13 protein-coding genes are annotated in these 22348 nt (G+C 55.3%); 2 read left to right on the forward strand and 11 right to left on the reverse strand.

Annotation, left to right across the window (positions count from 1 at the left end):
- Positions 1-374, forward strand: a 374-nt coding sequence (locus ACNFH5_RS29715; protein ID WP_416752397.1) for a hypothetical protein, incomplete at its 5' end; no start/stop codon positions are given.
- A gap of 626 nt (positions 375-1000) precedes the next feature.
- Entirely contained in the window at positions 1001-2380 is a 1380-nt protein-coding gene (locus ACNFH5_RS29720) for a tyrosine-type recombinase/integrase (protein ID WP_416752399.1), read from the forward strand.
- A gap of 149 nt (positions 2381-2529) precedes the next feature.
- Here ACNFH5_RS29720 and ACNFH5_RS29725 read toward each other — a convergent pair whose 3' ends face one another.
- The 11 genes from ACNFH5_RS29725 to rmuC all read right to left on the reverse strand — a co-directional run bounded on the left by ACNFH5_RS29725 (position 2530) and on the right by rmuC (position 22140).
- Complete coding sequence (locus ACNFH5_RS29725) at positions 2530-3714, reverse strand: GIY-YIG nuclease family protein (RefSeq protein ID WP_416752401.1); 1185 nt, start codon at positions 3712-3714, stop codon at positions 2530-2532.
- The gene (locus tag ACNFH5_RS29730; protein WP_416752403.1) at positions 3707-5776 is read right to left on the reverse strand and encodes a DEAD/DEAH box helicase; all 2070 of its coding nucleotides are present in this window, start codon (positions 5774-5776) and stop codon (positions 3707-3709) included. Before ACNFH5_RS29730 ends, ACNFH5_RS29725 begins: the two co-directional genes overlap by 8 nt.
- Before the next feature lie 58 nt (positions 5777-5834).
- Positions 5835-8585: a class I SAM-dependent DNA methyltransferase gene (locus tag ACNFH5_RS29735; RefSeq protein ID WP_416752405.1), complete on the reverse strand. Its 2751-nt coding sequence runs from the start codon at positions 8583-8585 to the stop codon at positions 5835-5837.
- A 340-nt stretch (positions 8586-8925) separates the two neighbouring features.
- Positions 8926-11955: a DEAD/DEAH box helicase gene (locus tag ACNFH5_RS29740; RefSeq protein WP_416752407.1), complete on the reverse strand. Its 3030-nt coding sequence runs from the start codon at positions 11953-11955 to the stop codon at positions 8926-8928.
- Positions 11956-11962: 7 nt separating this feature from the next.
- Positions 11963-14134 (reverse strand): EH signature domain-containing protein, encoded by a 2172-nt coding sequence (locus tag ACNFH5_RS29745; protein WP_416752409.1) that lies wholly within the window; start codon positions 14132-14134, stop codon positions 11963-11965.
- Complete coding sequence (locus tag ACNFH5_RS29750; protein ID WP_034020197.1) at positions 14131-14874, reverse strand: OmpA/MotB family protein; 744 nt, start codon at positions 14872-14874, stop codon at positions 14131-14133. Before ACNFH5_RS29750 ends, ACNFH5_RS29745 begins: the two co-directional genes overlap by 4 nt.
- Entirely contained in the window at positions 14874-17222 is a 2349-nt protein-coding gene (gene zorA / locus ACNFH5_RS29755; RefSeq protein WP_416752465.1) for an anti-phage ZorAB system protein ZorA, read from the reverse strand. The genes ACNFH5_RS29750 and zorA overlap by 1 nt, the downstream gene beginning before the upstream one ends.
- A gap of 173 nt (positions 17223-17395) precedes the next feature.
- A complete protein-coding gene (locus ACNFH5_RS29760) occupies positions 17396-18514 on the reverse strand; it encodes an HNH endonuclease (RefSeq protein ID WP_416752411.1) in 1119 nt (372 codons plus the stop codon).
- 470 nt (positions 18515-18984) lie between these two features.
- On the reverse strand, positions 18985-19314 hold the full coding sequence (locus tag ACNFH5_RS29765; protein ID WP_124101420.1) for a hypothetical protein: 330 nt from the start codon (positions 19312-19314) through the stop codon (positions 18985-18987).
- 235 nt (positions 19315-19549) lie between these two features.
- Complete coding sequence (locus ACNFH5_RS29770) at positions 19550-20197, reverse strand: peptidase M15 (RefSeq protein WP_079385314.1); 648 nt, start codon at positions 20195-20197, stop codon at positions 19550-19552.
- The gene (rmuC, locus tag ACNFH5_RS29775) at positions 20194-22140 is read right to left on the reverse strand and encodes a DNA recombination protein RmuC (RefSeq protein WP_416752414.1); all 1947 of its coding nucleotides are present in this window, start codon (positions 22138-22140) and stop codon (positions 20194-20196) included. Before rmuC ends, ACNFH5_RS29770 begins: the two co-directional genes overlap by 4 nt.
- Positions 22141-22348: the final 208 nt, after the last annotated feature.

Below are 22348 nucleotides of genomic sequence, written 5' to 3' on the forward strand. Positions count from 1 at the left end.
CACCACTCTCAACTTCGAATCTCTGTAAGTACTTGATTTTCAAGTTCTTTCAGCGCTTCGTCGCTGGGAGTGGTGCGCATTATAGGGAGTTTAAATGGGCCGTCAACGACTTTTTGCAGAAAGATGACAATGGGTCTCTTCCCTCCTCCTTCTATATAGAAGCAGCACCGTCCCACAGCAGCGCCAGCCCAGGCGTATCAGCAACGACCATGCAACCGAGTCGTGCCACCCATATAAAGAAGGCACTACCAACCTCCTCGCTTGATGACGATGCGTGGCGCGCCCTCAACCTCGTAGATGAAACCCCGCCATGCGAGACGCCAATCATCGAGTCGCCTCCCAAGACCACGCCCAGCAAGTCCGCGCAGTCCTAATCGACCGTCAACTCTGGCCCATCGCCCAATACCCCGCCCTACTGACTGAGGAAGTAAATGTCATCAGCGAAGCTGGCTCCTACTAAAGCCCTCTACCACTTCTGACACCATAAACACCGCATTATCGCCAAATAACTCAACACCCCTTACCCTCCGGCACGCCCCTACACTAATCCCAACCGCACCCTCATGAACCAGGCGTCCCCACGCACCAGCGTCATCAAGTGACAAGGCGAAACCTGGATCGATCGACAGGCGCCCCGCCTAAATTCCCAAAAGCGCAGGATAATTAGGCACCAAGGGAGACGCCGCATTGGCGGGCGATCTAAGAATTTTTGCGGAAAGAGAAATGAAAAAAGGCCGATTCATTGCTGAACCGGCCTTTTAAATTTGGTCGGGACGGAGTGATTCGAACACTCTACCCCTTGCACCCCATGCGCTTATTTGATGGATTTCCATAGATGTCAATGGACATTAACGGAACGCATAAACCCTAGAAAATACGGGGCATACAGGCTAAATTAGCGTCCATTACGATCCACTAGCATCCACCGACAGCCAAGCAATTCGGTGGGGTAAAAGTGGGGTAAAATTCTCTGAAACCTGAATCAGGCAAGGGGTAGGACATGCCCAAACTGACAGCCAAGCAACTGGAAGCTCTCACCACTGCCGACGACGGCAGGATCATCCGAGAGGATGGAGGTCTGGTCGCCAAAGTCCGTGCCGGCGTGCGTGGCGTGACAGTGCAGTTCCGCTACGAATTCAAGCAGGATGGAATGAAGCGCGACCAAAGCCTGGGCAGTTGGCCGAAGAAATCGCTAGCGCAGATTCGCGCTGAGCGCGACGAAGTAAAAGCGATAACCGCCAAAGGGATCGATCCCACTGCAGCCCGCAAGGCCGCCAAGATCGAAGCCCAGGCAGCGATCGCTGCCACCATTGCTGAAGCTGAACGCCAGGCAGCCGAGAACAAGACAGTCGCCGACCTCTTCGAAGAGTGGATGAGCGACGGTGTATCCCGTCAAGACGGCAACGCCGAGTTGCGCCGCAGCTTCACCAAAGACGTGCTCCCACTCATTGGCAAGAAGCCGCTGCGCACCCTAACCGAGAAAGATCTGCTCAACGTCTTACGCTCGGTCAAAGCCCGCGGACTGAATCGCACCGTAGTGATTCGCAGCAAGGACATCGGCCAGATGCTGCGGTGGGCGGAGAAACGCAAGCCATGGCGCACCCTAATGGCCGACGGCAACCCGGCCGACCTGGTGGATGTCAATAAGCTGCTCGATCACGACTACGAAGAACAGCGCGACCGACTACTTTCTCCTGACGAAATCCGTGAACTGCACAACATCTTCGCCCGCTTGGAACGCGACTACAACGCCCTACCCGCCGGCCAGAAATACTCCGGCATCCGCCCGGTCAATCCACGTGTGCAATGCGCCGTCTGGATTTGCCTGAGCACCCTCTGCCGTATCGGTGAGTTGCTCAAATCCGAATGGCGCCATGTGGATCTGGAGAAAGGCACCTGGTTCATCCCTGCAGAAGCCACCAAGGGGCATAAGGGCAAGCGCCAGGATCACCACGTATTTCTATCCTCATTCGCGTTGAATCAGTTCAAGCGCCTGAAAGAAGAAACCGGCCATACCCCGTTCTGCTTCCCCAGCAAAGACGAGAATACCCATGTCGACACCAAGACGGTCAGCAAGCTGATCGGCGATCGACAGTGCAGATTTAAGAATCGCAGCAAACCGCTTACTGGTCGCCACCATGATGATTCGCTAGTACTTAGCAAGGGCGCCAAGGGCGAGTGGACACCACATGATTTGCGCCGCACTGGCGCAACTATGATGCAGGAACTTGGCGTAACGCTAGAAATCATTGACCGCTGCCAGAACCATCTACTGGGCGGATCCAAGGTGCGCCGGCATTATTTGCATCATGACTATGCCAAGGAAAAAACCGAAGCCTGGCACTCTCTGGGAAAGAGACTTGAAGCGCTCTTGCCTTGATTGCTTGATAGTATCGCCCTGCCACGAAATCCACCCGGTTCCCCTCGGTGGCGATGGCAACAGCAAGGTTTCACATGCTTAAACGCAACATCAATCATAAATAGACAATCGAGTGCGAGGCCTCTCGGCCTCGCACTCGATGATGGGGGTTAACTCTGTTGAACGAGTCGAGCTGACTGCGGATCGTACATCACCCCAGTGATGGAGCCATCGCGTATCCGCCCCACGGCCTCGTCAATCACGTGCAGCGGCACCAGAAACCACTCCCTTGGCTTGACCGGATTGCCGAAGCGATCGGGGATCGTCAGCTCAATCTGGGCAGGGCTGAACAGACGGTGGAACAGGTTTTCCATCCGCGTACGATTGATGTTGTGCAGCTTGTAAGTGGCGACCACCTCAACATCCGCCAGCAGGTAGGTGGCGTCCTTGTCAGCCCCGGCGATACGTGTTTCCACCTTGCCACCGGTGACGCCGATCTTGTGGATCAGGTCGCGATGCTCGATCACGAAGGGATGCGTTGAGTGGCTGCGAAGCACGTAAATGGTGCCACTTTCGATATCGTCGGGCTCCAGCGTTTCGCCAAATAATGGGCCGGCATCCGCATCGGTAATACGACGGCCGGCATCATCCTTGTACAGTGCACGCTGCAGGGATCTGCGCAGTAGATTGCTCTCTGTGCCGTTGGAGTAAATCACCCTAAGCCGGGCATCGCTTTCACCATTCGGTGCCTTAATGGACTCGCCGACCTCGACGACATAAACCGTCTGCCCACCGAGAATGAAGAACTGGCCTTCCTCGATGCTCGCATCCCGGATGAAGGTGCGGGTAACTCGAACGCCCGACTGCAGCTCGCGCTGCACTTGCTCAAACAGCGGCTGGAACCGCTCAAAGTCCTCGCAACGCTCGCGCTGTGCAATCTCCTCGGCTTCACGCTTTTCGGCATTGCTGCGAACGTGACGGAGGTTCTGAATATCCGAACCATCGTCGCCGCCGGCCAGTTCCGCCAACAGCTCGTCGTCCGTCATGGTGTAGTCGCCTTGCGGCTCCCGCACCTCAAACGCATTCAATAGGCCCTGATGGTCGAGAGGCATTAGCAGGGTGCGGCATTCTTCCTGATCGCGCAGACGATCCAAACGCACGGCATACAGGCGCTCGAAGATGTCTTTATCATCGCCATGGCACGGCGCATGGCCGTGCTCCTCAACAAAGCGCTGAATATCTTCGAAGCCGGCAATGATGCGCTCCTCGCGAGGAGTGCGACCTGTCTTTTTGTCTGACGTGGCGAAATCGGAAAGCTCCGCTTCCAGCTCATCAAGATCAAATTCGTTAGCCATAACGGCCCTCTTTCTTAAAACGCATAAAGGCAGCAGCGCCCTCCGCCATACTCCGCTCCCAAGGGTCTTGAGCGGTATGTGAAGGAGCCCGGCCACCATGATCTTTCTTGAACTTCACGGCACGGATGGCTAAGTCTTTGGCTTCATCTGGCGTCAGGCGGGTGCGCTTAGCACCGATCACCGCAGCGACCTGCTTGAGGCTTTCCTCGCTCATGGTCTTTGCGAGAATGGCGTAGGCCTCGCTGAACGGGTTGATCCGGTCGATCAGGTCGATATCCAGCTCACGCACATCCATCGCGAACTTTCGCACGCCATCAATCAGGGCAGTGCTCGGGGCGCTGTTTGCCCCACCGACGGTGCCTTGCAGGTCATCACCCAACACCAGTTGCTTGGCTTGCTGAGTCAAGTTCAGTGCCGCAATGGCGTGCTGGCGAACAGCCTCCTGATCCTCGGCATCTAATTCGGGGTACTTGTCGCGGATGATCTTACCCATGCGCAGCTGAGTCAGCTCTTCGGGAACCAGCTCCTCATCGAACAGGCCTCGCTCGATGTTGGTCTTGTCCTGAACGAAGCTGGCAATCACCTCGTTCAGATCTTCCTGGCAGATACGGCTGGCCTCGGGGCTTTGGGGCTCAGCCAAGCCTTTGATCTCGATCTGCAGCTGCCCGGTTTCATGGTTGAAACCCACGTTGCACTTGTCGGGCTGATAGCCCGCATCTCCGTAGTCGAAGCCTTCCTGCGGCCCAGAAGTGGGAGTCTTCGGCTTGAACTCGAAACGCGGCGCCAAAACCTGCTCCATCAGTAGGCTGGCGGCAATCGCCTTGAGAGTATCGTTCACCGCCTCGGTCACCACCTTCTCGCTGGCATCCGGCTCGGCGATGAGGTTGGTGAAGCGTGCCCGTGCTTTGCCGGGGGCATCGCGTGTCGCCCGCCCGATGATCTGCACAATCTCGGTCAGGCTGGAACGGTAGCCGACTGTGAGGGCGTGCTCGCACCAGATCCAGTCAAAGCCCTCTTTGGCCATGCCCAGCGCGATGATGATATCGACATGATCGCGGTTGTTTTTCTGGGTCGGATCTTTCAAGGCAGCCGAGACTTTATCGCGCTTGGCCGGGTCGTCATCCACCAGGTCGGCAATACGAAGTACACGCCCATCAAATGTCTTCACTAGCTGGAAGCCCGTCACCGGATCAGTGCCTTGCCACTCGCCCAGCTCTTCGATGATGTGCTCCACCTCGCGGATCTTGTCCTTGGTGCTCTCGCGGGAGTTCACGTTAGGGATGTGGAGGATGGTCTTTTCGTTCGGGTCGAGCACCTTAAGGATGTCGTCGGAGTAAGCCCCTGAGTAGAAGTAGTAACCAATGTCTAGCTTCTTCAGGTGCTCGTAGCCGTTGAGCTGCTCGTAGTAGGTGTAAGTCACAGTATCGAAGCGGGCTTCGTCGGCGGGTGACAGTACAGCCTCGGCATCACCCCGGAAATAGGAGCCGGTCATCGCCACGATATGTACCTTGTCGCGGGCGATCAGTTCGCCTAGGTACGTGCCCAGCCTGTTCTCCGGGTTGGCAGAAACGTGGTGGAACTCGTCCACGGCGATCAAGCGGTCATCGAACGCCGCCACACCGAATTTTTCCACCGCAAAACGGAAGGTGGCATGGGTACAAACCAGAACCTGGTCACTGCTTTCCAGGAACGTACCCACAGCATTGACCTTACCTCCATCTTCGGTGCCAGGGGCATCACACAGGTTCCAACGCGGCTCCACATGCCAGTCAGCCCAGAAGCCGTGGCGGCTAAGCGGCTCATCGTGAAAGCTCGAACCAATAGATTTTTCCGGCACCACGATGATGGCCTGCTTGATGCTCTGGTGCGCCAGCTTGTCTAGAGCAATGAACATCAAGGCCCGGCTTTTACCGGATGCAGGCGGCGACTTGATCAGCAGGTACTGCTCACCACGTCGCTCGAAGACGCGCTCCTGCATAGGTCGCATGCCAAGCTCGTTGGCTTTGGTGGAGCGTCCGTTCTGGGCATAGGAGACGGAAACGGAAGGAACGGTTTGGGTCATGGCTATGCATCCATTCAGGGCTTCATGCCCATGTATTTAATAGGGATAAGGTCACTCATTACTTGGCCTTCCGTGGTTTCTGGCTGGCCGTCATCTTGCTATACAAATCGAACAGCCTCTCCAAGCGTTCGGTATCATTCTTAAAACAACGACCGATATAGATGCGCTCCAGCATTTCGTCATTGCGCTCGTGTGCTGCACGCAGATTGTCAGGCATAGTCTCTGGGTCGTAGAGATCTGCAATCGTGGCCGGGAAGTGAGCTTCGCGTGCTAGAAGAATGTCTTCGGCGCAGCGAGTGAGGTCGGCTTTGTTTTTCTCGGTCAGAGGCGGCACCGGGAAGGTGTTCCAGCCTAGGGTATTAGAATAGGAAAAGCGCATCTCAAGACGGACACAAACGCTGGCTATCCAAACCCAATGTAAGCGCGAAGCGATAAGCGACATATTCCACAAAGGTGCATCATAAAGAGCAAAGTTTCGGTCACCTACGACGTAATTTGAAGTGAGGTAGTCGACTGGCAGGTAAGGTCTATTTTCAGACGATACCCGCGGCACAACGATGGCTGTTTTTTTCGTTTTCCCAGCAATTTGGACAAAGCGATGTGGCTGTTTTGAAAACTGTCTAGTTGACTCGGCGCTCGATTGATTACGATTTTCTGCAACCAATCGCAGCCTCTGGGCTATAAATTCGCTTTTAATTGCCGTCTCAACTCCGACATCTTCAATCCACAGACAATAGCGCTGCCGCCCATTAATCAGCTCATCTGAACCAACGAAGTGCTTAATAAAATCCTTAGCAATCAGGTCTTCTTTGGCAATTTTTTCTGCTAAATCACAATCTAAGAACAAGTACCCGCCATCGCGCGGCATATTTCCGAAGAGCATGATTGATTGCTCGCCGATTGGCAGGTTGGCTTTCTGCACATACGCCAAACTGTCCGGTACTAGATAGGGGCCGATTGCGGTGCACTGTTTGACTAAGTCGTCTTGATAAATCGTCTTGGTAGCAGGTGATTTTTTGCTCAGACCAACGATGACAACCGTGACACCAGCATTGTTGCTGGCCAAGTTAGCCCATTTGAATGAGGTGTGAGCGAAACGAATCTCACAGCCGCGCTCAAATGCCGCAGGCCACACCTCTGTCGCTTGCTGCCCTTGACAGACGCTGTTGGTTGCTACAAAAGCAGCGACAGCTGATGGTTCTTGATCAGCATAGTCTAGGAAACGGGCGAACCAGCCGGTTACATAATCGGTTGTCTTGGCTAGTTTAGGATGCCTACGCCAGGCTTTTGCTAAGTCAGCCTTTTGCTCCTCGCTTTGCCATTTGCTCCCACGATAAGGCGGATTACCGCAGAGATACGTTTCTCCACCTTCATTCTCGAAATCAATTTGGGCTTGGTCCAATGGGCTGCCAAATAGGTCATCGGCATGCAGCTTGACCGTGGTCCCAGTAGGGGGGCAGACACTGAGCCAGTCAAGCTGCAATGCATTTCCGCTGGTAATCCAGTTCTGACTATTCAGGGGCAAAAACTCCAATAGAGCCTCTTTCTGCCCGCGATACAGCACATCGCATTGATACTCTGCGATGATCAAAGCCAATCGCGCGATCTCTGCAGAAAAGTCCCGCAGTTCGATACCTCGGAAATTAGTCAGCGGGATATCGCTCTTGCGTCCGGGCTCACCACGGCGCTCGTTGATGGTGTTTTCGATCTCACGCAGTTGTTTGTAGGCGATGACCAGGAAGTTGCCTGAACCACAGGCTGGATCAAATACACGAATACGCGCCAGGCGCTTACGTAGATTGAGCAACGTGCGCGCGTTGTCACCTGCCTCTTCCAGCTTGGCGCGCAGCTCATCGAGAAACAGCGGGTTGAGTACCTTGAGGATATTGGGCACGCTCGTGTAGTGCATGCCCAGGGCGCCACGCTCCTCGTCGTCCGCCACGGCCTGGATCATGGAGCCGAAGATATCGGGGTTGATCTGCTTCCAATCCAGCGCGCCGATATGCAGCAGATAGCTCCGTGCAATGCGTGAAAAACGCGGCACGTCCGGCTCGCCCGAGAACAGCCCACCGTTGACGTAGGGAAAAGTATCCGCCCAGCGCGGCAGATTTGCCGAAGCTCGCTGAGCGATCGGCGTGTTCATGGCGCGAAAGATCTCGCCCATCACCTCATGCAGATTACTGGAATCGCGGTCGCTCATCTGCGTGAGTGTGTCGGTAAATAGGCCGGTACCATTGAAAATGTCGGTGTCTTCAGCGAAGAAGCAGAAGATCAGCCGCGCCATGAAATGGTTCATCTCATGACGGCGTTCGGCCGTGCCCCAGGTCGGGTTATCCTTGAGCAACTCCACATAGAGCCGATTCAGTCGGCTGGTCGCGCGGATATCAAAGGAGTTCTCGCGGATCTGCTTGACCGTGGAAATACCCGCCAGCGGTAGGAAAAAACCAAAGTGATCGGGGAATTCCGAGTAAGCGCAGGCAACAGTTTCGCCGCTTTCCAGCTCCTCGGCTTCCAGTGTTTCACCATCAGTAGCAAGTACGTACTTGGCCTTGGCCCGCGCTGTGGCCGGGCTGGCCTTTAGGGCCGCCAAGGTCTCGGTGACATTGCCTGGCTCACACACCGCCAGGTGGATATTGCTGGTTTGCAGCACGCCGCCCAGATCGGACTTGTTGGTTGCCCCCGAGCGTAGACGCTTGAGGGTGGTCTCCTTGTTACCAAAGGCCTGCAGGAAGGCATAGGGGAACTCGACCTGGTCAAACGGCTGGCCGGCCAGGTCGGTAATAGCTTGTTCGATTTCTACGGCGTTCATGAGATGCGGCTATCCCGATCGCTACTGCAAAGAAGCGGCACTGGCAGGCGCTAACGCCAACCGTCCATACAAAGTGGAGGAATGATAAAGGAAGCGCGGAGCGCGGGGGGAAGAGATTCAAGCGATTGCTCGTCACTACTGCCGGCTTGCCAGTTCCGATTTGCTACTGGTAACCATCTACACTCATCGAGATATCTCAACGCCCTGTAAACTTGGCGCCGAATTGCTTGAGCACCTCTCAAGATTCGGCAGAAGCCACATTCCATATGGTTTGGTCCGCTCCAAACTATCTAAGCGCTACGACCACAGCTCACTGACCTACGCCTCTAGGTGTTCATCATTACAGCCCCATGGAGCGAATTATCTCTCCCTCGCTCACAACCTCGGGCGTCACGACTGCATCCTTGAGCATCAGCTTGCCTCTAAGCAAGCGATCAAGGTGAACGTCAAAAGAGTCGAATTGCGGATGGAGCACAGCGGGCAGGTGTATGTGCACGTCTTTCTTCTGGCCAATCCGATACACACGATCGGACGCCTGAGCCTCCTTGGCGGGGTTCCAATGTCGCTCCAAATGCACAACGTGATTAGCTCCGACCACAGTCAATCCAACCCCTGCAGCAACCGGAGACATGATCATGATGTTGAAGCCAGGTTTAGACTCAAAAACACCGATCAGCTTTTTGCGAGTCAGCTCATCTGATCTCTTCGCAACTGCCGCGGTCTCACCATTAATGATCGCTACGTCCAACCCGTAGATCTGGTCGAGCCACAGCTTCAAGATCCTCTGAAGCCGTTTGGTGACCATGAACAGAATGACCTTTTCCTCGCCCTGACGAATTCGATCGAGCAAGTCCAGCAGCACCACCAGCTTCCCTGACTGAGCCATATGGGTACGCGCCTCACTAGCGCTGCCAGCCATCAACGCTGCCTCTTCACGAAGACGAGGATGCAGAGAGATCTCTCGAAGCTGAGAAAGAGCTGCAAGCGCAGCACCGCGCATGTCCTCAGTCGCACGCCTTGCCCGGAAGTCCTCGAGCACGGCGTCGTAAGCTTGAAGCTGCATGCCCTTCATGGAAACCGCAAGATGAGCTGCATGAAGCTGAAGCCCGCCAAGAGGCTGCGCCACGCCGCTATGGATGGTCTTGCTTGGAAGCCCTTTTAACTGGTCTTCCTTGATACGGCGGAGCATGAATCTGCCTACAGCCTCTCGCAGATCAGCCCCAACCCTTCGCCGAACCTCATCTTTTTCATCATCTGCCGCAGCCAGGATCGGCTTGATCCAATTGTCACGAAACTGGCTCCAGCCTCCGAGGATTCCTGGCTGAGCCGTGTCCATGAGGCACCAGAAGTCCCCCAAACTGTTCTCGACTGGCGTACCGGTAGCCAACAGTTTGAAGTCCGCTTTCAAACCCTTCGCAGCTCGCGTTTGCGCCGCATTAGGATTCTTGATGTTCTGTGCCTCATCAAAAATCACCAGCCCCCAGTCAATTCTGCACAGAGAGAACTGGTAGTCCCTTAGGGTCTGATAAGTAGTCAGAACCAGGCGACGATCCATATCCAGGCGGTGGACACCCACCTCTGGACCGATGGTGAGCGCATAGCGAATGGATTCATCGTCCATTTCTCCATCGTCATTTATCAGCGAAGCCAATTGCGCGGACTCTCGCTCGGCCCCTTTGACTCTGAAGCGGCTCAAGTCCCTTCCGGACTGCAGCACTACGATGTCCCGGAATGGGATGCTTCTAAAGGTCTGCGCGACCTCATCTTCCCAGTTCTCCAGCAGGCTCAAGGGAGCCACCACAAGCACTGGTTTTTGTGCACGCCCAGAGGCCTTTTGCTGTGCTAGATACTCACCTACTGTAACCAGCGACATGTAGGTCTTACCCAACCCCATATCGTCAGCGAGCAGTCCGCCCTGCAGCCGATACAGATCATCATGATCATCGCAAACTGCCGACTCCAGCAGCCCAAGCATCCACTCAACCCCCTCCCGTTGGTGCGGGAAGGGTTGGCGCGCGTACGCACTCCACTCAGGCTCGTGCGCGGGCTTAGCCTCGCTTGCTTTGCACAACAACGTGCTGCTGATCTCGTCAGCATCACGTAGCAGCACACTCACTCGCTCTTTGGGCTCTACTGACAATGAGTCCCCGGGCACTTCGTTGAGTGCCGGGTCCCTCAGAGACGCCTCAATCCTCTTCAGCTGTTGCTCAACAAGGGCGGGATCGGAGATATCAATCGTCTCTCCCCCAAAGGTCATGCTGGTCGCGCCCTGCTCAATGGCCGCTTTGTAGAGCTCGTTGAAGTGCTGTAGGTCCTCTTCGGATTGCACTAACTTCGGAATGATCTCAGCGGGAGCGGGGCGTGAATCCAGTGCAAACCAATCATTCTTCTGATTGTCTAAGTCGCCAAACTCCATGTGTTGAAGCTTGCCAATGCCTGCGACCCGGACAGAAAAGCCAAGGTCAAGATTGACCAACGCCGCATCCAGGAACGCGCTTGGTGTGGCGATGAACTCCGCGACCCGGTCAGCAGGAATGCGTTTACTGCGCAACACTTCCTTAATCGCAGCCATCTTCTGCGGCTCAAGGAGCACCACACGGTTGTCGATGCGCAATACTCCGCCATCTGCTCCCATATCCAGTTGGGACCAGCGCTTCTCTAACTGATCCGGTGTAGAGCCATCTCCCAAGCTGGGGCTGAGCATGAGGCTGCCATCTGCCAGACGCGTAGCAATGACGCCAATGTTCTCCGGCACCACCACATCCAGCCTTTCAAAATGGCTGAGGTCGACACGCATCCCGCTACGCGCAGCGGTCTGCAGCTCAGCCATCATCCTCAAATTGGAAGCTTCTCCTCGTAGCTGTGCAGGCAGATTTTGGTGGTATTCCCACGCCATTAGCCCCATCAACTCAGCAGGCGTAAGGCGATAGCACTCTGTGGATGTCAGGTAGAGCAGTGGCCCCTTCCGCGTGAAGGGCACTTCACCTGCTTTGGATTGAATCGTCAGATCGACACGAAAACCGCTATGCCCAGTTCGACCGCTGATTCTGCTGACAAAGCTCATGCTGAGCCGGCGGGGCAAACGAAGAATCTCAGCCTGCTCATCATCCATGCCGGCGACGTCTTCAGCAGCCACATGGAATCCATTAGCAAGTGGCTCAGCTAAGCCCTGCTCCTGCAGCATACGCAAAACGATCAGTTGGACCTTCTGCAAGGCATTCCCTTGGCCGGCTGCCAGCGCCGCGTACACCTTCTTGTCCAAGTAGAAATTCACGCCGTCCGAGTCCGCTGCGTAGGCGAATCCCTGCTGCGTGCTCAGCGTTGCTCGCCCCTCGCCAAGCAGGCTTTTAAAGATGTCAGCCAATCCCATGGTCGTCTCACGATTCTGTTGGCAGTTGCTCCAAGGCGTCAGATATGTCGGCCTTTACTGCCCAGCCAAAGTTTCTGCCTTGCTCACACATATTTTTAAGGGCTCCGTAGAGCACCCGATTAATCTCTCGTGCCTCAACATCAAGAACGTTGGCCGCAGATCTGACCCTGTCGCCTGGGTTTGATTTGAAGTACCAAAGCACCTGCAACTCAAACGCGCCAAGCCGCTTCAGCTGAGCTGCGCTATTAGAGCTGCCCGTGCTAGGGCTCTTGGTTCGAGCAGGGGAAGGCACGTCTCCGAGAAGATTTCGCCCTGCTTCCGACAGGGACCATTGGAAGACGTCATTTTGTTGAACGTAGGCTGCAAGCCTACCCCTGAGACTCTCCTGTATTTCATAAAGCAAAGCCTCATCCCCATCCATCGCCCGCCGGATTTCCCCCATGGAACGATCTGGATTCGAGGCTAAGTAGGTCAAGATTGAACGCTGAGTCTTGTTGAGCTCGATCTGAGAGGGACTAGGTGCTCCCGCAGAGGGTGCAACCCTCCGTGCAGCCTGAAGCTTGACCGGGTTCGACTCGGCCGAGCTCATGGCCCCAAGCTCCCGATCCTTGCTAATCCCACTTTCCGCAGTCGGCGGCACTAAGGGCTCAACTCTCGCCGTCTTTAGCCCAACAACCGGCATGCCGTACCTGCTTAGATACGCTTTGTAGTCTGATCGGCTAAGCAGCTTCTCGATATCCAGAGCAATGCCGTTTTCTGCCAGAAACTCGAACACCTTGTGTTGCCAGGACCCGTTGTGAACCACTGCCTCATAGGGAAGCCCCGGATAGGCCGCCTTGTACTCCCTGGGCAACGAAATAGTCAGGTCATGATGCGAGAAATGATTGCGCTCGTATGACTTGATCCAATGGCCCGGCTGACCGAGATAGGCCCAGATTCTGAAGCTATGCGAGCCCTCGACTAAATGGAAATCACCGCAGTCCAGATAGATCACAGCCTTGTCATTCATCACTGAGTCCATGCTGGCAAAACTAGTTTTTACTTCACCCCCAAGGATGCGCTTAACGGAGTGCGTGGCGCTGTTACCGAGCATCAGGCGTGTGTATCGGATAAGGCCAAGCTTGAACAACCCCTCCAGAAAGAGCTTGCGTGCCGGGAACATACGCTGGAGGTCTTCTTTGCCTGACTCCACGCCATACTGCTCAACAGCCTGCAGGAATAAACGCAGGTCTTCCTTGGATAGCCACCCGCGCACCTTACCAATGCGCTCCTCGCCCAGAGGTTTCCACCACTCGCGGAAATTCGGAGCTGAGCTCGCAATACGTGGATCACCCGCCAGGCTGAGAATGAAGTTTTGCCAGGCGTCGCCTGGATCATCCCCAGCACGATCGATCATAATCTCCAGTGCAGCATGACCAATGCGTCTATCCGCCTCATACGGCGCCTTACTCACTGATGGTTTGAGCAGTTCATCGAGCACCTCATCCCACTCACCTGGTCTCAGCTGGCGCAGCCTTTCCAAGTAGAAGTGTGCGCGACAGATATCCCCATAACGTCCGACATCAAATCCGCTCAGGCCCATCTCTTCGAAAGTCTGTGCTAGCTCCTTGCCACGCTGTCGCACAGCCTGTGCGAGACGAAGTGGGCCGTCCAGTGCCAGCAGCCAATCTCCTTCCGTCTTGAGCGTTGTTAACGGATCAGCAACGAATGATTGGGGCCGAGCTTTCTCCGGCAAACGTTTGAGCTGATCCAGTAAATGCCACTCCAACCTTCCTCGTAAGCTGGTCTCGGCCCGCTTGTCTCTCTCGTCAAGGCGATCAAAAACGATGAAATACAGTTGGAGCAACTGAATCAACGTCAGTCGGCTCAAGCGGGGCTGCTGGCTCTCCAACAAGGCCTCTAGCATTCGTCCGTTGAACAGTCGAGTACCAGCAAAATCATCATGCAACCACAGCCAAGTAAGCGCTCTAGCACCTAGACGTCGGCTGAGTAACTCAACTAGTCCGTCGAATCGCCCACTACTAGCCATGCTGCGCAACCGGGCAATAGCTCGCTCGAAAGCATCGCCGCTACCGACCTTCGCCTTCATGCGGCTAGCCTTTTCCACCAAGCGCGACCAGCCCTCGATGACCGTAGGCGACCACTCACCAGGGCGGTTATCGATCGGCGGCAGCTTCATTTAGTTGAGTTCCCAAGCAATGACTTAACCGCTTCATACTCAGAACTCTGCGGCCGGCGAATGGTGAAGCGGATGTCGATACGTCGATTCAACCGATAGTCCTCCTCCCCGTCCTGCCGCTTACTTACAGGGCGAGTCTCGGCGTAGCCACTAACCGAGAACAAAGGCTCACCATCCTGATTGCTCAGTCGGTTCAGACGCTCCGCTTCAGGCATCTCGGTGCTCCAGAACTGCCAGAGTGAGATTGCACGAAACGTCGATAATCCCCAGTTCCCCTTCCCCATAAAGCCTGGAAAGGGGCGGTTGTCTGTGTGCCCTTCGATGAAGATGGTATCGAGGTAGTTGACCCGATCTTCACGACTGATCACCTGGTTGATGACCTCCCCGATCTCCAGGGCCGTCGGCTGGTAGCGTGGCTGAATTTCAAAGGCGCCCGTGTCAAAGCCAAGCAATTCGTTGGGTATACGCAGGACCGTATGGTTCTCGCTAACCTCAACCTTAATTCCGCGCTGGCGGAGCTTCTCCACCGCCTCATCGAGAATCTGCTGCCGTACGGTTTCTGCTTTCTTCAGCTGCTCGACCTGCTGATCAAAGTCGGCACTTTTCTCCATCAACTGAAGGATCAGTACCACCGACGCCAAGATGAAGAGCACCAGCAGCGCCGACATAATGTCCACGAAAGACTTCCAGTACGGATCCTCGTCTTCCATTGGTACGTCATGGGATTTTCGCCAACGCATTAGCGCGCCTCCAGCTCGTCGACCACGTTACTGATCGCCTGCACTGCGGCATGCATCTGGCCAGCAAAGCTCAGGGTTTCCTTGTTCCACTGGTCCATGCGCTCATGCACCTGATCGCGTACTTCGGTGGAGTAGCTACGCAGCCATTGCTCAGCTTGCTGCTCGACCCCCTGCACCTGACTGCGCAGCGCCTCTCCCAGAGCAGTGAACTCACCACGCACTCCGGTTAGGAACTCTTGCTGATGAGATCTCATCTCGCCAAATCCGCTGCGTGCTTCCGCGGCGGCCTGCTCGAAGCGCTGAGCGCCGTCCAACAACGCACCTTGAAGTTGCGCCAAAGCGGTAGCTTGTTGTCGCAGTTGGCCTGCGAGCTCAGCATTCTGCTCACCAGCAGACTCAATACGCTGCGTCACGCTTTCTAACCGCTGACCAAGAAGCTCTGCTGCCTGACGAACATTGGTTGAGAGCAATCCGAGCTGGTTGGCACTGCTGTCCATGTGTCGGCTGCTAGTAGCGGCCGCGTCGCTGGCTTGCTGCAAACGCCCCATCAGTTGCTGATGCTGCTCAGCCATTTGGCGACTTTGCTGCTGGGTTGCTTGTACAGCTGTGGCGATGCCTTCCAGCAGAGCATGCTGCTGCGCCGCCATGCTTTCCAGCTGCTCGTTGAAGCGTTGCTGGCGAGAATGTTCACGCTGCTCAGCTTGCTGGCCATGGCCCGACATTTGCTCATTGAAGTTACCGAGCAGCTTGCTAACTGACTCCTCCAAAGCACGTTGCTGTGCAGCCGCCGCTTCGGCAATTGCGCCGATCTGCTGCTGGCTGGTCTGCCCTAGGCTGCCAATTAACTGCTGTTGCTGCGCCAATACCGCAGCCTGCTGCTGATCATGGCGCAAGGCTCGCTCTTGCTCTCTCGTCTCAGCAGCACCCATTTGCGAATCCAGCTGGGAGTTCAGTGTCATCATTAGCCGGGAGAAGACTTTCTCCAGATTGCCATGCCGCTCGTTTCCAGCCTCTGCCATAGCCTGAAGCTGTTCACGGCTTGCGCTGGCGAACTTCTCTAACAACGCAGATTGGCTCGCCCCTGCCTCAACCAAAGTGCGCTCGAAAAGCGCCTGACGCTCTTCATCCCGCCGCTGCGCGGAGCCAAGCTGCGTATCCAGCTGGCCAGTCAATCCGCTCAACAGCTCACTGAAACGTGACTCCAATTGTTGTTGGCGCTGATCTGCTGAAGAAGAAATCCGCTCCATCTGGGCCTGAAACTCGCCGCTTTGCTGTCTGGCCGCCTCCTGCTGTCGCCCTTGCTGATCGCTCAGAGTCTGGAACAGCTGATTCAAGCGGTCGGTCATTCCACCGACTGCAGCATTCACATCGGCAGCGGCTTGCTGCATCAGACTGCCCTGCTCACGCCCTGCCGACGTGAGGCCATCAGTGAAATTGCTTACCAGCCGCTCTAGCACTTGTGTAGATTGCTGGCTGGTCGTGCTGACGAGTGTCTGGATGGCCGGAGCCATAATGTTGTTCAAAGCATCCGTAAGGGCCGCCTGCATAGCCTCATTCATGCCTACCAAGCTTTCCTGAAGGCGGTCACCTATACGTTCGTGGAGCTCTTGCAGTGCTTCCTTACTTTCCCGACTGTAGTCAGCAATATGAACCAGCGACTGTTCAGCAGGGATCAGCGGATACAGCGTGTCAATGCGATGTTGTAGATCCTGCACGCGCCCAAGCGCCCAGCGCTCAGCAATCTTCTCAATTAAATTTAGTATTAGGCTGAAACCTACCCCCCAAACCGATGCCATGAAGGCAACTGCCGCCCCTTGGATCATAACGGAGATACCCTCCCGCAACTGATCCACGCCTGCAGCGCTATCTAGTTTCAACTTCGATAAACCGATGGTTAGGCCTACGAATGTGGCTAACACGCCCAACCCGACCAGCAACCCTGGCAAAGAACTGAAAAAGCGACTTCCGCTCAAACCATGCGCGAGAGTTCGCACATTAAAGAAATGCTCGGCATCCAAAGTATTAAAGAGCTGCTTATGGTCGCTGGAACTAACCAAGCTGTCATCGAACTCCCGCCATAGCGCACCAATTCGTTTGTCCTTGAGCGCTAGGGCTTTTTGCAATATCTCTCGACGGTTTAATGCCAGGTTTTCGCGGCTCTGCCCCGTGACCAAGCTGTTCAAGGCACGAACCCGTACCCTAAAGCGGGCGCTGCTCATCACCAACGAAACTAGCGAATAGCCAAATAGCGTTGCCATGACCAACCAAAAGATGACGCCCAGCGCTTCCGTGCTACCGCCTTTCAGTAAGGCAAAATTGGGCAACAGGTGATATAGAAATTCCATGATTTTCGTCCATGACGTCTTCGAACAAGGAGGTAAAGGAGAAGGAAAATTCTGTAATGCGGGAACGAGTTGATCTCATCGTCGCCCAACATCCTGCTAGTGCAATTCGTCGTCCTCGGCTCTGGCCGCAGCGTTTAGGCAACTGGGAATAGATCTGACAGTAGTGGGCAGCATCATCAAGCTCTGAATAAATGCTCACGGTGCCAAGCCAGATAGTCGCAGTGACGTGGCTCGAGCTGACGCAAGCGAAGTCTGGGCGTGAGGTGAAGCGCCTTAGCGCTGGCAGGATCCAGATCACTGCTAAGCAAGATAAGCCCATCCTCATCGAAACTGATGAGGCATTGATCGAAGGCCAGGTCGAGGTTCGGAGTCAGCAGAAGGCCGTTGAACGGATCCAGCCGCTCACTAGAGCTGGCAGCGCGCCAAGGCTTTATGTGCGAAGCGCGTAGCAGCTCAGGTACGCAACAGTCGGTAACCGCGCAACCACCCCAATACGCCAAAAGCGCCTCGCGATAACCATTTTGGCCAATTCGCGCCTTGATCAAAGCCTCCCGCTCAGTTTCGGTCAGAGGCAATTCCTCTGAGAGGCCCTGTGGCAAGAGTGGCGTCGGCATTACAGGTGTGTCATTCCCAACTCCCACCTGATCTAGAAGCTTCCTGATGAGTTCCTCGAGCGCACCTGAGCCCAGAAACCCTAAATCAATGCCGTAGCTGATATCCGTGGCTCCCGTATTTCTCCGTTTGGGGAATCCACGAAGATTGCTGTTGTGGTAGTAAGGCGTTTGGCCTCGCTCCACACCCTGGATGCTCAGCCAGCTAGAGAGCTGCTCTTCATATTTCGGGTGTAGCACGAGGGGCGTCTCACTGGCGCTCTGCTTGACGAACACAGGCACAGTCAGGGCTGGATGCGCCAGACGCATCACCTTGAGACCGGACTGTTCGGGCCGACTAAAACCTGCCCCCTCCAGTGCAGCAATAACATCCTGAGCCCTGAGCGAGCCGTGGTGAGGTCTGAAAGCCGGTTCCTGCTCTTTGCCTGGCTGTCTGATAATCGCGCCACCGGAATCCTGCGGTGTTATCCACCCCAACTGCAGAAGCGCTTGGGACAGCTCAGGATGCATACGCGCACGCCTTTTCCCGGACTCCGGATTGTCATCGAAGCTCGCAATGGCATAGACCAACCACTTAGGCCTTGGAACACCAAGAGATGCAACCAGCATTCCACCGAGTCGACCGTACTGACTATTGGCAGTTTGAAAATTGACCTGCCCCATCAGTGCGGCCAACTGCGTCATGGTCAAAGTCTGCTCTGGCGCTATAGCGTGGCCTGTTAGCATGCGACGCTGCCCGTCAGAGATGCGTGGCTCGATTTCTTTGAGTGCTCGAGCGTACTCCTCAGCGCTGGCGGAGGGTTCCCCACGCCGAGACGAAGACGGCAAGTGAGATATTGATCCCGCCTCCATCTCCAGAAACGCACGCAGCTCCGCCTTATCCTTGAACGCCATGAAGCCCTCTCAACTGCAATCCATTTTTGTCACGAGGCATAAAGCTTCGACCACATATCTCAAGGTTCCCTGTGATGGTCTGACTCTTCACCACAGCGACCTTCAGCGCATCCTGCCTGCTCGCTTTCGCACCGCGCGATGTAGCTGAGGCTGAGCAAAATATTAATCTGCTCACAATATCCAGCTGCTTTTCATGGGTAAAGACCAGCTGAAGCCTCAAATGGAACTTTTCACCAAACCTACTGTCCTCGCACTCAGATTCACGCTACTCGAGATCCGCCATGCCGCCAGTCAGTACGCCTGTGATGATGGCTACCTGGCTTATTGGCGCAAAACACCGGCTGACGATGCCCCGCGGTGATCACCTGATCGTCCTTCACTACCACATAGCTATTGCGCGTTTTCTCCGCCAATTGCCGTTCTGATGCCGTCAGGCTGAAAAGCATCTGCCGGAAATGCGCCCTATCGAAGAAGTACACGCGAGCGCCTCGATTCCACACGTGGCGTCCATACGCAATCAACCAATCAATCTGCTGTATGCGGATTCCGCGCTGACTGCAACGTTGCGTGGCATGTGCGGTAAGCTCCATTGCCCAGCTCCTCTGCCGAAGTCGACTCCAGGCCCGTCGAGCTGGTCATCCTTGACCGGCGGGCTTCTCCCCCCGCATCCAGCGGGTACAGCAGCAGGATATGTCGCCCTACTAGACACACCAATATTGGGTGTTCATACAGGTCAACAATTCAGGCAGGTTCGAATGGTTTTGGGTCATACCGCCGCAGTCTGTTAGTGCTTTCCTCGCATATCCGTCAATTTCCAGAGCGCGTTTATTTGAGGCTGTCCAACCATGGACCAACGATGAGCTTGCGCTCTTCAAGGCTGCATCTAGCTACACCATCCTTGACTAATGCAGTCCGGTCCCCAGTATGCGGATTGAGAACATAGGTATTGATGCTTGGGAGCGTCGCCGGGTTGGCGCTCCACTGCAGATTGAAGGCAGCAAGCTTGGGGAACCAAAATTGACTCGCATACGGCAGATTGTCATGAATCCACCAGGCTAGTGGCGTCCAATCCCTCGTCTGCTCATACCAAGGTAATAACGCAGGTACCACGATGCAGGCCGTAGCCCCCAGGTACCCCTGCTCATCGGGATAATCCCAAATGTGTGAGGCGTAGTTCTTCTCATTAGCAGCACAACTGTACTGATTGCCATTCTCCGCCCCTTTAGCATTCACCGCTGGGCTCCGATAGGCTGATCGAATGGCGACACGACCAAACCGCTCCTGCAACGGTTCCAACAATTGTTCACAGAGCTGACGTCCTGCTTCTACAGCTCGATCGGGAAAGTCGGGGATGTTAGGAATCCCTTCAATCTGACTGATTTCCGAGTACAGGAAGTCGCGCATAAAAAAACTTTTCGACAAACTTCGACGCCCCAGTTCCTCCAACGCTTTCACAGTGACAGGCCGGTTCACTCTGTAGTCTCCTCCATAGCTAGCACATCGCCCTCTCCTGCTGGGTCGTCACCTGCCCCTACCACCGATGCGGGCAGACGCTTGACGACCTTGACTCCAAGATCAACGAATTTGTCCACCGTACGAGTTAAGCTTCCGTGCGGGCCAGTTAGCGTATTGAAGGTGTCAGCGTAGGTCTTTTGAACAGTGCCAATTTGATTGCCGAGCTTCTCCATCTTCTCCACAAAGACACGCAGCTTGTTGTAGACACTGCTCGCTTGCTGAGCCAATTGGAGAGTGCTCTGATTTTGGCGCTGAATGCTCCAAAGGTTGGCCACCACACGCAGCACTGGCAGCAAGGTTGTAGCGGTAACGATTGCGATGCGCTGCTCGTAAGCTTGCTGGAACAGAGAGGGGCTATGTTCAGCAGCCAGTAGATAGGCCGGTTCGACAGGCATGAAAAGGAAGACGAAGTCTGGCGAATTCATTCCGGTGAGTTCGGGATAGCGCTTACCGGCCAGCGACTGGACGTGGTTGCGCAATGCCTGCACATGCGCCGCGAGCGACGCGGCACGCTGCTCATCAGTCTCGGCAGCGACATAGTCGGTGTAAGCCACAAGCGAGACCTTGCTATCGATGATGATGTGCTTGCCTTCGGGCAGCTGCACCACGAAATCCGGCCGACCGTTTTCATGATCTTCGTCCTTAAAATTCGCCTCGCGGTGGTATTCAACCCCTTTGCGCAATCCCGCCTGCTCAAGCAGCAGCTCCACCTTCTGCTCCCCCCAGGTGCCCTGCAGCTTTTTGTCTCCTTTAAGCGCCTTGGTGAGGTTTGAGGCCTCTGTGGTGATTTGAGCGTTTAACTCAATGAGCTTGACCAGTTCCGACTTCATCGAGCTCTGCCCATCGATAGCCTCCGAATGCACCTGATCGACGCGATTTCGGAAGGACTCGAGCTGGTCCTTAAACGGCTTGAGGAGCGCATCCAGCCCTTGCCGACTCTGCTCGGTAAAGCTTTGCTGCTTACTATCAAAGATCTGATTCGCAAGGTTCTGAAACTCTTGTTTAAGCTGCTCCTTGTTCTCCTGGAGCAGCTGGAGCTTCTCTTCAGCTGCAAGCTGATCTTTATCACGGCCCGTGATGGTTTCCGCCAGAGTCGACCGGGTCTTGGCAAGCTGGTCCCGCAATTCGCTTATTTCTCGCTCGCGAGCAATATACTTATCCCGCAGTTCGCCTAGCTGGATCCTCTGCTCGTTGGCTTGCCCCAGCTGTTCCCGTTGCCCCTTCAGCACTTCCTCCGAATCACGCAGCAGTTGCTCAAACTGGCGGCATTTTTCCTTTAGCTCCAGGAGCTGCGAGGCTTGCTCACTGCTCTGTCCAAGCTGCTCCCGCTGAGACTTGACCACATCCTCAGTTTCGCGGTGACGTTGCTCGAAGCGACGGATATGCTCCTTCAACTCCACCAATTGCGCCGCCTGCTCATTACTCTGACCAAGCTGCTCACGATGCTCTTGAAGCTCCGCTTGCGCCTGCTCATAGCGCCCCTGCAAGGCTGCCAGACTTGCTTTGAGTTCCCCTGACAGGTTGGCCTGTTCCTGGCTCATGCCAAGCTGCTCTCGAAGCGCTGAAACGTGCTGCTGCAGCGTCTCCTGGCGATTGAAATGCTCAATAATTTGCTGCGCCTGCTCGTCGAGCAAGCGGGACTTCTCTTGGCTTTTCTCAAGCTCAGCTTGAAGAGTCGCCTGCGCAGCACTCAACTCAGCATTCAGCTTATTCGCCGCCGCACGCACTCCGTCTAATTGCTGAACGGACTGTTGGCGAGCCTGCACGGCCATTTCAAGCTCGCCGCGAATGTGTGCCTCGCTCTGTCGAGATAGAGCCAAATCGCTATTGAGCTGTGCCAACTGCGATTGATGGCTGGCTTGAATTTCCAGTTGCGTACGAGCGCTCTTCAAAGTGGTCATTCTGCCTCCAATGAACCACCCGACAGCCAGAAAAACCAATGCGACCAGTGCTATGAAAATAAGAGTGACAGGAGCCATTTCCATGCTGTTCTTCCTTGTCGATAGACTTGAGAGCAGATCAGAGGATCTGCCAATGGACTGGGTATACCAACTCGAGAGGCGACACCTGGTCGTGGATTCGCTTAACGTTTAGGAGGCGGCTAGGCTC

The sequence above is a fragment of the Pseudomonas sp. NY15435 genome, from assembly GCF_048068295.1.
GTDB lineage: Bacteria > Pseudomonadota > Gammaproteobacteria > Pseudomonadales > Pseudomonadaceae > Pseudomonas.

Bases quoted from the DNA above. Each gene is read 5' to 3' on its own strand.
- ACNFH5_RS29740 (WP_416752407.1), bottom strand. From the start codon at position 11,955: ATGGGATTGGCTGACATCTTTAAAAGCCTGCTTGGCGAGGGGCGAGCA.
- ACNFH5_RS29730 (WP_416752403.1), bottom strand. From the start codon at position 5,776: ATGACCCAAACCGTTCCTTCCGTTTCCGTCTCCTATGCCCAGAACGGA.
- rmuC (WP_416752414.1), bottom strand. From the start codon at position 22,140: ATGACCACTTTGAAGAGCGCTCGTACGCAACTGGAAATTCAAGCCAGC.
- ACNFH5_RS29765 (WP_124101420.1), bottom strand. From the start codon at position 19,314: ATGGAGCTTACCGCACATGCCACGCAACGTTGCAGTCAGCGCGGAATC.
- ACNFH5_RS29725 (WP_416752401.1), bottom strand. From the start codon at position 3,714: ATGGCTAACGAATTTGATCTTGATGAGCTGGAAGCGGAGCTTTCCGAT.
- ACNFH5_RS29720 (WP_416752399.1), top strand. From the start codon at position 1,001: ATGCCCAAACTGACAGCCAAGCAACTGGAAGCTCTCACCACTGCCGAC.
- ACNFH5_RS29735 (WP_416752405.1), bottom strand. From the start codon at position 8,585: ATGAACGCCGTAGAAATCGAACAAGCTATTACCGACCTGGCCGGCCAG.
- ACNFH5_RS29750 (WP_034020197.1), bottom strand. From the start codon at position 14,874: ATGCGTTGGCGAAAATCCCATGACGTACCAATGGAAGACGAGGATCCG.
- ACNFH5_RS29760 (WP_416752411.1), bottom strand. From the start codon at position 18,514: ATGACGCAGTTGGCCGCACTGATGGGGCAGGTCAATTTTCAAACTGCC.
- ACNFH5_RS29745 (WP_416752409.1), bottom strand. From the start codon at position 14,134: ATGAAGCTGCCGCCGATCGATAACCGCCCTGGTGAGTGGTCGCCTACG.